12 protein-coding genes, 1 tRNA gene, 1 other RNA gene and 1 pseudogene are annotated in these 11,155 nt (G+C 39.3%); 7 read left to right on the top strand and 8 right to left on the bottom strand.

All coding sequences use genetic code 11. The features are described 5' to 3' along the window. Nucleotides 1–6 precede the first annotated feature (6 nt). Entirely contained in the window at nt 7–1,584 is a 1,578-nt protein-coding gene (locus ACTB00_RS11240) for a DUF1186 domain-containing protein (RefSeq protein ID WP_463300016.1), read from the top strand. Between the two features lie 2 nt (nt 1,585–1,586). On the opposite strand, the gene ACTB00_RS11245 is transcribed toward ACTB00_RS11240, so the two are convergent. Together ACTB00_RS11245 and ssrA are read right to left on the bottom strand one after the other, a co-directional pair. Beyond that, a complete protein-coding gene (locus ACTB00_RS11245) occupies nt 1,587–1,868 on the bottom strand; it encodes a GIY-YIG nuclease family protein (protein WP_463300017.1) in 282 nt (93 codons plus the stop codon). A 269-nt stretch (nt 1,869–2,137) separates the two neighbouring features. Beyond that, nucleotides 2,138–2,538: a transfer-messenger RNA gene (gene ssrA, locus ACTB00_RS11250) on the bottom strand. Nucleotides 2,539–2,986: 448 nt separating this feature from the next. Here ssrA and ACTB00_RS11255 point away from each other — a divergent pair. Further along, complete coding sequence (locus ACTB00_RS11255) at nt 2,987–4,186, top strand: NAD(P)-dependent oxidoreductase (RefSeq protein ID WP_463300018.1); 1,200 nt, start codon at nt 2,987–2,989, stop codon at nt 4,184–4,186. On the opposite strand, the gene ACTB00_RS11260 is transcribed toward ACTB00_RS11255, so the two are convergent. From ACTB00_RS11260 to ACTB00_RS11275, 4 genes are read right to left on the bottom strand one after another with little or no spacing between them, the layout of a single operon-like run. After that, on the bottom strand, nt 4,187–4,621 hold the full coding sequence (locus ACTB00_RS11260) for a hypothetical protein (protein WP_463300019.1): 435 nt from the start codon (nt 4,619–4,621) through the stop codon (nt 4,187–4,189). Beyond that, nucleotides 4,618–5,031, bottom strand: a complete 414-nt coding sequence (locus ACTB00_RS11265) for a hypothetical protein (protein WP_463300020.1) — start codon at nt 5,029–5,031, stop codon at nt 4,618–4,620. The genes ACTB00_RS11260 and ACTB00_RS11265 overlap by 4 nt, the downstream gene beginning before the upstream one ends. Before the next feature lie 9 nt (nt 5,032–5,040). Beyond that, nucleotides 5,041–5,541 carry a hypothetical protein gene (locus ACTB00_RS11270; protein ID WP_463300021.1) on the bottom strand — a complete coding sequence of 167 codons (501 nt, stop codon included), beginning with the start codon at nt 5,539–5,541 and terminating at the stop codon, nt 5,041–5,043. Next, entirely contained in the window at nt 5,538–6,266 is a 729-nt protein-coding gene (locus ACTB00_RS11275; protein ID WP_463300022.1) for a peptidoglycan recognition protein family protein, read from the bottom strand. Before ACTB00_RS11275 ends, ACTB00_RS11270 begins: the two co-directional genes overlap by 4 nt. Before the next feature lie 167 nt (nt 6,267–6,433). Here ACTB00_RS11275 and ACTB00_RS11280 point away from each other — a divergent pair. Together ACTB00_RS11280 and ACTB00_RS11285 are read left to right on the top strand one after the other, a co-directional pair. Next, nucleotides 6,434–6,507: transfer RNA gene (locus ACTB00_RS11280), tRNA-Pro, on the top strand. A gap of 310 nt (nt 6,508–6,817) precedes the next feature. Then, a complete protein-coding gene (locus tag ACTB00_RS11285) occupies nt 6,818–8,047 on the top strand; it encodes a site-specific integrase (RefSeq protein ID WP_463300023.1) in 1,230 nt (409 codons plus the stop codon). Nucleotides 8,048–8,093: 46 nt separating this feature from the next. Here the strand turns inward: ACTB00_RS11285 and ACTB00_RS11290 are convergent, their stop codons facing one another. After that, nucleotides 8,094–8,282 carry a hypothetical protein gene (locus ACTB00_RS11290; protein ID WP_463300024.1) on the bottom strand — a complete coding sequence of 63 codons (189 nt, stop codon included), beginning with the start codon at nt 8,280–8,282 and terminating at the stop codon, nt 8,094–8,096. Nucleotides 8,283–8,504: 222 nt separating this feature from the next. On the opposite strand from ACTB00_RS11290, the pseudogene tnpA reads away from it, so the two are divergent. The 3 genes and pseudogenes from tnpA (at nt 8,505) to ACTB00_RS11305 (ending at nt 10,533) form a co-directional block, all read left to right on the top strand. Further along, nucleotides 8,505–8,950: pseudogene (tnpA, locus tag ACTB00_RS11295) on the top strand (IS200/IS605 family transposase). 117 nt (nt 8,951–9,067) lie between these two features. Then, complete coding sequence (locus ACTB00_RS11300) at nt 9,068–9,781, top strand: YjjG family noncanonical pyrimidine nucleotidase (RefSeq protein ID WP_463300025.1); 714 nt, start codon at nt 9,068–9,070, stop codon at nt 9,779–9,781. A gap of 431 nt (nt 9,782–10,212) precedes the next feature. Continuing rightward, nucleotides 10,213–10,533, top strand: a complete 321-nt coding sequence (locus ACTB00_RS11305; protein WP_463300026.1) for an HU family DNA-binding protein — start codon at nt 10,213–10,215, stop codon at nt 10,531–10,533. A gap of 59 nt (nt 10,534–10,592) precedes the next feature. Here the strand turns inward: ACTB00_RS11305 and ACTB00_RS11310 are convergent, their stop codons facing one another. After that, on the bottom strand, nt 10,593–10,907 hold the full coding sequence (locus ACTB00_RS11310; RefSeq protein ID WP_463300027.1) for a hypothetical protein: 315 nt from the start codon (nt 10,905–10,907) through the stop codon (nt 10,593–10,595). Nucleotides 10,908–11,155: the final 248 nt, after the last annotated feature.

An 11,155-nucleotide genomic window follows, 5' to 3' on the forward strand; every position in this document is an offset into this window, starting at 1 on the left:
TAAAAAATGCACGAAGAATTTGAGATGTCAGGTTATAGAATAACGACCGATCCTCGATTCCAGGACAATCGAGACCACATGACCCCATCGCTAAAATGGCAACTGGAAAAAATTTATCCCCAAATACAAAAAGGGAATAAAACGGTTATTCGCAAACTGCTTTCGTTGATCGAACGTCATCCCCAAAACCCGCAATTGAAAAATTACCTGTCGTCGGCTTACGCTTCATCTGGAAATCATAAAAAGGCGATTGAGGTAAACGAGTGGATTTTAAGCGAACACCCCAATTATCTTTTTGGCTTATTGAACAAAGCTTATCAACTGATTGACGATGATAAACCGGAACTGGTGCCCGGAATATTGGGGAGTGCCATGGAAATCAGGAATTTATATCCTGACCGCGATGTGTTTCATCTGGCGGAAGTAACCGGCTTTTTGAAGCTGGCGATCACCTATTTTACAGCTATTGGTCATATTGACCAGGCGGAAATACGGTTGCAGATTCTGGAAGACATTGCGCCGGAACATCCTGATACCGAATCTGCGCGAAAGCATCTTTTCTATAAAAGGTTAGAGGCGGGAGCCAAACGGTTCGAGGACGAGGAGAAGACGAAAATAAAAGTGGGGGCTCAGGGGAATTATCGATCGGTTCAAACGAATGAACCCCCGGTTTTTAACCATCCTGAAATCGAATGGTTGTATCAATATGATTCCAATATTGAAAAAGAAAAGCTGGAAAAAATCCTTTCGCTACCCAGAGAGACCTTGATAAAAGATTTACAAACAGTTCTTACTGACATTATTCAGCGGTATACGTATTTCCGAAAATTGGAAGAAGAGGGGAGATTAGGTGAAGAAGCTAGTTTTTTTGGCTGCCATGCTGTTTACCTTTTGGGCGAGTTGGAGGCTGAGGAAGCATTGGATTTTATACTGGAAACTTTTAAACAAGATAGTGACTTCCTTCAATTCTGGTACTTTGACCTGCTAACAGAGGATTTTTGGGAAATCCTCCTAAAAACGGGCAAGAACCAACTTGGAAAATTACAGGACTTTGTATTAAGGCCGAATATTGACACTTATGCACGTGCGGAGATTATCAATTCCGTATCCCAACTTGCACATCATTTTCCGGAACAGAGAACGGAGGTGATCGATTGGTTGGGTACAATCATGGGTGGAGTTATCGCGGCAAATCCTGATTCAGGAATAATAGACAGCGACTTCAACGGATTTCTTATTTGGGAAGCAGTTGAATTGCGCGGAGTTGAACTTCTGGATAAAATTGAACAGCTTTATGAATTGGGATATGTATCAGAGGGAATTGCTGGTTCTTTTGAAGATATAAAACAGGATATAGACCGCAAGCCGCGATATGATTACAAAAGAGAATTTGCCAACATATTTGAAAGATATGATGAATTAAACAGCTTTGCTTCTTCGGGGAGTAACGAAGAAACTGTATTTCCCAATTATAGTAATCCAGTTTACCCCAAACAAGCAAGCTCCGCTCCACAGGCCGGAAGGAATGACCCGTGTCCATGTGGGAGTGGAAAGAAATACAAAAAATGTTGCCTGAATAAATAAGGTCAAACCAAACTGGCAATAGATATAAGAGACAACGGGTAAACTTTGGAGTAATTTCTTTTTCCCAAAAAAACCTTTTCAGAACCTGATTTCAGGTATTTCTCAAATTCGTAAGCTTTGTACTTATCGGCGAAAGCTGTATAGGTTATAAGTTGCACAGGTAATTTGTAACTGGTGTAATGAACTTGCCCTTTAGAATGATTTTCAATTCTTCTTTTTAGGTTGTTTGTACATCCGGTGTAATATGAACCGTCTGAACATTCTAGGATATATGCGTAGTGCATAATAAGGTCGATTTAATGTGTTCTATCAAATCTACCAAAATTTCTAATTTTTCGAAAAGTGAGCAACTGCCAGTTGGGGTGGACTGTGTTCACCGAAACCTTCCTGTTTTGAGCAGGTTGGTAGTTGAAAATATGTATTGTGTTTAAAAAAAAGCCCTCCGTCGCTATAGTAATGGAGGGCTTTTTTATCAGTGGACAGTGTCCGCCGTAGCCCGAGTAGTTGAAGCGGATTGGGCGAAGCCCTTTTCCGCTGAAGCTATGAAGGGCGAAGGTGGAGCTGCCGGGAATCGAACCCGGGTCCAAACGAGGAAGCAATGTGCTTTCTACATGATTAGCCCTGACTTGGTTTTCGAGTAGTAGCTGGATCAAGGCCACCGACCACTACCTTAGCTTCTTAATTTTCGCTGAATGAACGAAGCAACCATTCAACTAGCCTCGATTTTTTGCACCGCCTGGCCGGATAGCCTCAAAGCAATAGCATCCGGGCGATGTCTTGTCCCAGCACCTAGTGCCGGGATTAAGCGGTTAACCTACTGTTAATTCGGTTACGCAGCAAGAGCGTAATTGTTTTCGCCAATTAAAAGTTTGATCATTAGGATTAACGAGCCAACAACCCAAGCTCGCCATGCTTACACACCTCTTCTACCCGCTGTCAAAACCAGTCAGCCCCGGTATTTTGAGGACAAGCAAAAGTACAATATTTTTTAGCATTTCCCTAAAAACAGCAAGCCCTTATCAAAAATCGTGATAAGGGCTTGAGTCTCTTTGAGAATACCAATTAGATCTGACGTGCTACCTCTCCGTGGGTAGAAAGATCAAGTCGTCTGAATTCGTCATTATGTGTCACTTTCACTTAGGCGATAAAAACTAGTTCCGGGAAGTCATGCCCTTTGTACATGGAGTGGCGGTTGATCCCATTCAGAAATGCTTTGTCAAGATTTCCGAATACGCCTAAAACGTAGTTAATCCTTTGTCAATCATAATAAGTCGGTACAATTAATAAATAAATTCCGCCGCGCCAAAAAAAGTATGTCTTTTTAGCTACTCTGAAAAGGAGTTTGCGATCTTTTGAAATCATGATAATTGTTATCTTTAGGCAAACGAAAATCAGTAGAAGCATGAAGATTGGAATTTTAAGAGAAACCCGACGTTGGAGGGATAGGAGAGTGGCCATAACGCCGGAAACAGCTGAGTTGATATTGAAAAATTATCCGGATGTTGAATTGGTGGTTCAGTCAAGTGAACTGCGAGTGCATAAGGACGAGGAATATGCTGCCATAGGAATTCCGGTTGTGGAAGATGTTTCACATTGTGATTTGCTGATTGGCGTAAAGGAGGTAGCGAACGAAGCGCTTATCGACGGGAAAACATACATCATGTTTGCGCATGTCGCAAAAAAACAGGCTCATAATCAGGAGTTTTTTAAGCTAATGGCTCAAAAAAATATCACCCTGATAGATTATGAGTATTTTGTCGACAAGCATCGGTCGAGGCTCGTAGCTTTTGGTTTTTGGGCTGGAGTTGTTGGAGCTTACTACGTTTTTATGGCTGCCGGTAAGCGCTTTTGCCACTTACCGATCCCGGGGCCTGAGCAGTGTCGCGACTTAAGCGATCTCCATCATCAACTGAAAGCGTTGGAATTGCCGGCTCTAAAAATATTGATTACCGGTGGTGGCCGGGTTGCCAGCGGTGTCTTAGAGATTGTAAAACGAATGGGAGTTCACGAAGTACTGCCGAATGATTTTTTAACCAGAGAATATGAGCATGCTGTTTACACCCGACTTGATCCGGAAGACTATGTCAAGAGAAAGCAAGGTAAATTTGACCTGAAACACTTCTACGAAAATCCGACCGAATATGAAACATCATTCACACCCTATACCAAGGTGGCTGACGTATATATTGCGGCGCATTTTTGGAACCAGCAATCTCCGGTTTTCTTTACGGGTGATGACCTAAAGTCGCCGGATTTTGGTATCTCTGTTATCTCCGATGTTAGTTGCGATGTGCCGGGACCAATTCCAACAACTTTGCGTACTTCGACGATTGAACAACCATTTTACGATGTCAAGCCCGACGGCCTTGAAGAAGTGGAGGCTTTCAGTTCGTCAAATTATGTCACGGTATGTGCTGTGGACAACCTTCCGGCAGCACTGCCAGCTGATGCATCCAGAACATTTGCCCGTAAAATGTATCACGAGGTTTTTCCTTCGCTTTTTGGCGACGATCAGCATAAAATTATTGAGCGAGCGACCATTTTGAATGATGGAGAACTTACACCAGCTTTTAGCTACCTGAACGGATTTCTGAACGAATAGCTACAACGAAAATACGACTGCTCCGGCAATCAGACCGCCAATCAGGTAATAAATGCGTGATTGTCTGATGCGGTTCTTGTCATCAATCAGCTTCAGATTCTCTATTTGTTGGTTTTCCAGAAGTTGGTCGCGCTGAAGGAGTTGATCATGCCAATAGTCAGCTTCCAACTTCTTGATTGTGATAGCACTGTCTGCCAAGGCTGATCTCTCTTCAAAAAGGCTGATTTTCTTTTTGTACAGCTCCAGCTTTTGCAGGTTGATGTCGTTATTCACTTCGCTCGATAAAAGCAATTTTACCCGATTCATTGGAATGACAAATAAGGTATCGGTACTTTGGTTGGTGAAGCTTTTGCCGGGTATTAACCTGCTGCTTTGTGCCCGGGAGCCTACGGCTAAAAGTATAACAAAGCTGAGTAGTATGGTGTGTTTAATCATTGGGTAGTCCTTTCGTTTAATAGTTCCAAGAGTTGGTCGCTGTTTGCATTTTCAATTTCAGCAATCTTCTTTTTTTGGTAATCATCCAGATTACTTATTTTTTCTGAAATTAAGGCTGACTTATAGTCGATATACTGCATTTGAGCCTGTAGCAATCGAAATTTAGAGTCGTATTCTTCCTTGGCTGTTTGCCACTCTTCTCTTTTCAGGTTGTGGTCACTTCTTACTTGCTCAATCTTATCTTCCGTGGTTTTTCTGCCGAAAATCTTCGATTTTACTCCGGCCCATAATACAGCCAAGCCTCCAATGAGTGTTCCCGGACCTTCAATTTTAAAACTCACAAAAATTAAGGAAGCAACAACTGCCAACACAACCAATCCAATGACGATAAATTTTACATTCTTTTCCATGGTTGTATATTAATTAGGTTCGTCGCCAACAACTTCTTTTCCTTCTGCGGTGTAGCTCGGTTGGGCACCTGCGGCAGAACCGTTTACAGTACTGGCATTAATTTTGGCAATCTCTTTTTTAGCCTTATTGTCTTCTTTCAATGTATCAGCATTTATTTGGGCAATCTCATGCTTCGTCTTATTGTCTGCTTTGATGATCTTTTCATCATTCCGGTCCTTTTTCTCCATCACGCGGAATATTTCTTTCATACCAAAAATCAATCCCCAGATGGTTGTGTTAAATGTTACCCACTGACCACCGGTTATTCCAAGTTCATAAGCATTTTGTCCAATCTCAACGAGCTGATGGTGAAGGAGCAAATAAGTAGAGACCCAAGTGCAGGCAATTAATCCCCATAGTTTTACAGAGATCAATGTGAACAGGAGCTTCGATGTCCATTTTAACCAAAATTCTTTTTGTGTGACGGTGTAAAATTCCTCCTGGCTGATGTTGCTTTTTGTTTGTGTCATGACTGAAGTGTTAGGTTTAGTAATTTCGACCAGGTTTGTGGTCCCACAATGCCATCGGCAATCAAATGCTGATCGGCCTGAAAGCGGCGAATAGCCGATTGGGTTTTCATTCCCATAATGCCATCAACTTTACCCGAGCTATATCCTAGTTTATTTAAACGGGATTGAATTTCTGAAACCGATTTTTCTATTTTTTCTTCAACTAGTTGAGCACTTAAGTTACCTCGTTTCTTTTCTATCCATTCCTGCAATACATAGCCTGGACAGGCAGGCTTTCCAAAATGATAATGCCCAAATAGGTCAGCATTGTCAAGGCCTAAGCTTTCGAGCAGAAAGTTAACAAGTTCCTCTACCGATTGCATTTGCTCCGGTGTTGGCTCACTGGTTCCCATATCATAGCCCGGGCCTGAGAAATTACCCACAAACATGATTCCAACCGATGATGTATTTTGCCCTTTGCAATGCCAGGTAATATCTGATAACTCATTGGTCTGCACTATTTCACCATTCTTTCGAATAGCATAATGGTAACAAATATGCGGACATCCCTTGGGCGTAATATGATTTTGGGGACTAACAGAAGTGTGGTAAGTGTTGACATTTTCGACAACGCTTTCTCCCAGCTCCTGGTGCAGAATTACCTTGTTGATTTGCCGTAGCTCACGTTTCCGCCAAACACGACTTTCGTGCCATGGAAGAACTCGAATCAGGTTTTTGACTTGCATGAATTCTTATAATTAGTTTATTGTATACAAGTTACTGATTTTAAATAAAAGATTCAAATGTCCTTTATGTGATTTGGTAAAAAAAAACAATGTAATCTGTTGGAGTTTTTGGTAAAAGGAATGATGCGAATTGAGCAAAAGTTGTAAATTTGCTATTCCAGAAACAACGGGATGTAGCGCAGTCTGGTAGCGTACGTCGTTCGGGACGACGGGGTCGCTGGTTCGAATCCAGTCATCCCGACAAATTGGGAAATCAAAATAAGTCAAAAGCCTGTAAATTGTATGATTTACAGGCTTTTATGATTTTTGCCATATCAATTCATATCAGAAAATATCATAATTCAGGTGAGTTAAACGGTGAGTCTTTTTTTATTTTACCTTTGAACTCACCAGAAGGGCTTAATCGTTTGTATTTCAGTTGTTAATAAGGGTCTTTTTTGTAATTATAGACCATGATTTTTGACCGGTTTTGGTGAATTCCGGTGAGTCTTTTGACCTTGTTTTTCAACTGAAGCAGTTAAAACGGATTAAACCGATAAAAATTAAATGATATGAAAACAACCCACACCTTTGGTATCCAGTTTATTATCCGGACCGGAAAAAAGGACAAAGACACGGCGCTCGTCTATGCCCGGATTACCGTAGAGACGCGTCGGATTGAGATTTCCCTGAAGAAAACCATTGCAGTTGATGAATGGAATAAAGCCCGCGGAGTCGCAAAGGGCTTCAGTCCGGAAGCCAAAAAATTTAATAGCTACCTTGAACATGTCCGTTCGCAGTTGACAGATGCTTATCGGAAGTTGCAGGTCAATAAACAAGAAATTACACCAGAAAATATTAAAGCACTTTATCTCGGTGATTCATTTGATGATCATTCTTTAATGGAGTTGGTGGATTATCACAACACCACGCAGGCCAGTGTTCTTGCCTCAGGAACGATGAAAAATTATTTCACAACGAAAAAGTACCTGGAACGTTTCTTGAGAAAGAAATTCAAATCTACGGATATTGACTTGGTCCAGGTCAATTACAAATTCATTACAGATTTTGAATATTTCCTAAGAAATTACAAACCTTTGGATCATCACAAACCGATTGGGAACAACGGTGTGATGAAGCATCAGGAAAGGTTTCGTAAGATGATCAACCTTGGTCAACGGCTTGGATGGATAACCCAGAATCCATTCGGTTCCTATAAACTGAGATTTCGTAAAGTTGAACGAGGTTTTTTAACGGAAAGGGAATTGGATACGATTGAACGTAAAAGGCTTGGCGTTGAGCGATTGCAAACCGTGAGGGACGTTTTTATTTTTAGTTGCTATACCGGCCTGTCTTATATCGATGCGATTAACCTGAGTTCGGATGAAATCAATTTGGGAATAGATGGACAGTACTGGATTTTCTCAAAGAGACAGAAAACGAATACAAAACTGAGGATTCCACTTTTGCCCAAAGCGCTGGAAATATTTAAGAAGTATCGGAAACATCCTCGATCAGTCAGCAGGAATAAGGTATTTCCTTTATTCTCAAACCAGAAACTGAATAGTTACCTGAAAGAAATTGCGGACTTGTGCGGGATAAAAAAGAACCTGACTTTTCATTTGGCCCGGCATACATTTGCAACAACGGTTACTTTGAGTAATGGTGTTCCCATAGAAACCGTTAGTCAGGTTTTAGGACACAAAAGTATTTCAACTACTCAAATTTATGCAAAAGTATTAGAGAAGAAAATTAGTGAGGATATGAGCTGTCTGAGACAACAACTGTCTAAGAGGTATTAGCGCATATGTGTTGATACAATTGGAACTAACGTAGTTTGAACCATTTCTATCTGGCCAGGTCAATCTCTCGGGCTTCAATCTCTTCGGCCAACTTGCCATAGAGAAACATGGATGAAACGTGAGGATTGACATAATCAATTTCTGAAGCATTGGTTCCGTGTTTCTCTAGACAGGCCTCCAGATGATCGACCCAGTAACGAATAGTATTGGGCTTAAGCAGAAGATATGAAATCAACTACATTTAATAGATTCTATTCTTTGGGAGCATAGTGAAGAGAAATTCGTATTTTTGAAAATCAAGTTGGATTAATGCGACAGAACCCTAATAAGTTGAACGATGAGGCGTGGTTATTATTTAATCAAAAAGAATTCCTCGAGGCTCTGCCTCGGGGTATAGAGGAAAGTTTGAAAACCTAAAGGTTTTCATGACGTTTTGAAAAAAAAGTATTTTAGTTCAATGGGAGAACATATTTTTAAGAGACATAATAAGACTCTGTTGTTGTATCATTTAGTTTGTCCATTGAAGTACACAAAAGGAGTAATATCAAGGGAAATCGGGGGGACTTTAAAGGCAATATGTTTGGAAATATCTGAAAGGTATGAAATTCATTTTATCGAAATTGGGTATGAGTCAAATCACGTACCTTTTTAGTTCAAAGTGTTCCAAAACTTTCTGTTTCTGAGATATCAAGAACAATCAAAAGTATCACAGCAAATCAATTATTTCAAAGACATCCAGAAATTGAATTAAAACTTTGGGGTGGAAATTTCTGGACGAGTGGTTATTATTCAAATACAGTAAGGCAATATGCAAATGAAGAAGTAATAAAAAAATATGTTGAATCACACGGAATGCAAAAAGAATATAAAAAAGTACATCAAGGGCAGCTGACTCTTCTTTGATACCTCGTGGGCTTTGCCCCGGGGTAGTTCATTATGCCTACAGACAAAGCAATTTGTATAATTTTGATATCTTGTAATGGTCGCAAAATAATTGGAATTAATTACTGAAATTTAAACATGAGTACTTCTGAAAGTAGGGAGAAAAAATATAAAGTTCTTTTTTTTGATTTGGATCGGACTTTATGGGATTACAGGGCGAATTCGGAGCAAACATTGAAAGAACTGATCAAAAAACATAGCCCCGAGCTAATTGAGAAATTTGATGAGTATCTGTCGATATTTTATGATGTAAATGAGAGCTTATGGTTGGAATACCGAGATGGTCGACTTTCAAAAGAGCGCTTGAGCACTCAACGATTTATTGACTCTTTTAAGCGGCTAGGGGTTGATGCTGAGTCCTTTGTGGAGGAGTTTAGTGTTGATTACATTAAGGAAAGTCCTAATAAAACCAAATTATTTCCTAAAACAATTGAGACACTGGAATATTTTAAAAATGCTGGTTATCGAATGTATCTCTTGACCAATGGTTTTGTTGAAGTCCAAAAAGTTAAAATCAGAGATAGTAAATTAGAACCTTTCTTTGAAAGGATGATAACTTCGGAGGAAGCAGGATACCAAAAACCACATGGGAAAATATTTGAGTTTGCACTAAATATTGCAAAGTCAAAAAAAGCCGATTGCTTAATGATAGGTGACGATTTGGAAAGTGATATTGAAGGAGCTCAAAATTTTGAAATTGATACTGTATTTTTCAACCAGTCTGGTGTAATACATAACCATACATCTACTTTTGAAATCAAGCAATTAGACGAATTGAAAATGTTTTTATAGATTTAAATCTTACTGAAATTGGAAACATCGCTTTTGCTACCATTTTTACAGCCTTAGATGATTTATATAATCCAGGGAGTCTGAAAGGTAATGATAAGATCCTACTTTTAGTGCCGGAAAGCGGCAGGTTCTATCATGGAACGGTTTTATTGACAGTAAAATATTTTCCTTAACCTTTTCAGAAAGGACATTTTTGGGATTCCGGAACTTTAACAAGTACCTGGAATTGAAAGATCAGGATAAATATTCCTATGTAACTCAATGGCTATTGTATATTGTGGCTTATAAAAGAATGATACGATACTATCCAGAAAATCCGAGGATAAACACATGAAATAAGCTGATCGATTTTCGTATTTAGTTATGTTTAATTTAATAGAGCTTCGCGCGAAAGATGAATTTCTATCTGAAAGGCGTTAAAAGGCTGTTCATTGGATGAAAAACACTATTATTGCAGACAAACAATTATTTATAACCAAATGAATAAACAAGAATTAGTAGCGGCTATGGCCGATAAGTCAGGTTTAAGCAAAGTCGATAATGAAAAATTTGTAAAAGCCTTTGAAGAAACGGCAAAAGAGGCATTAGGTAAAGGAGAAAGCATTCAGTTAATTGGATTTGGTACATTGTCGGTTTCTGAACGTCCCGCAAGAACAGGTAGAAATCCGCAAACCGGGAAAGAATTGGAAATTGCCGCCAAGAATGTTGTGAAATTTAAAGTCGGGAAGACTCTGGATGAAACGTTGAATTGACTTGAGGTGAATATAAAAAAAAGCGGGATTTCCCCGCTTTTTATCTTTTTAAGGACGGGTTATTCTTTCTGCGTAACCTTGGCACCTGAACGGAGCCGGTCAGAAGCAATAAAAAAAGCAACATTAAAGATTATAAATATAAAAAAGCATGTACATATATTGTTGTCAACATATTTACAAAAAGTGAATCTGTAAAATTTTGCGATTAGATACATCAAATAAAAAACAGCCTCAACAATTTCAATCCCGTATTCATAGGTAAAAAAAATGCTACTCCCTCTTTCTCCTGAAGGTTCCACTATCCATAACACCTTAAAGTCCGGTTTAATTGAGTCATCAATATTCGGATTCTTGATTTCTATCTCTTTTTCCATGACGTTCATATTTGGAATAATCTGAATACTATTTCTATTAGTAACTTTTGCGGCTGATTTTTTACACACTCTAAAGATTTCCTAGCAGATGTATCAGGTTTGTTCAGATATGATATTTGTTCCAATTGTTCTAAACTCGGATAAAAAGTTACTTCGGGTTTGCTGATTTTCTCAAATCTTAGATATAATACACTGATTATCAACATTTATTTGTTCATATTTTCAAGACTGATGATTGGCATAAATGT

The organism is Sunxiuqinia sp., assembly GCF_055140945.1.

Coding starts and splice junctions, on each gene's coding strand:
- ACTB00_RS11240 (WP_463300016.1), top strand. CDS start 7: ATGCACGAAGAATTTGAGATGTCAGGTTATAGAATAACGACCGATCCT.
- ACTB00_RS11260 (WP_463300019.1), bottom strand. CDS start 4,621: ATGATTAAACACACCATACTACTCAGCTTTGTTATACTTTTAGCCGTA.
- ACTB00_RS11245 (WP_463300017.1), bottom strand. CDS start 1,868: ATGCACTACGCATATATCCTAGAATGTTCAGACGGTTCATATTACACC.
- ACTB00_RS11270 (WP_463300021.1), bottom strand. CDS start 5,541: ATGACACAAACAAAAAGCAACATCAGCCAGGAGGAATTTTACACCGTC.
- ACTB00_RS11285 (WP_463300023.1), top strand. CDS start 6,818: ATGAAAACAACCCACACCTTTGGTATCCAGTTTATTATCCGGACCGGA.
- ACTB00_RS11300 (WP_463300025.1), top strand. CDS start 9,068: ATGAGTACTTCTGAAAGTAGGGAGAAAAAATATAAAGTTCTTTTTTTT.
- ACTB00_RS11255 (WP_463300018.1), top strand. CDS start 2,987: ATGAAGATTGGAATTTTAAGAGAAACCCGACGTTGGAGGGATAGGAGA.
- ACTB00_RS11310 (WP_463300027.1), bottom strand. CDS start 10,907: ATGGAAAAAGAGATAGAAATCAAGAATCCGAATATTGATGACTCAATT.
- ACTB00_RS11275 (WP_463300022.1), bottom strand. CDS start 6,266: ATGCAAGTCAAAAACCTGATTCGAGTTCTTCCATGGCACGAAAGTCGT.
- ACTB00_RS11265 (WP_463300020.1), bottom strand. CDS start 5,031: ATGGAAAAGAATGTAAAATTTATCGTCATTGGATTGGTTGTGTTGGCA.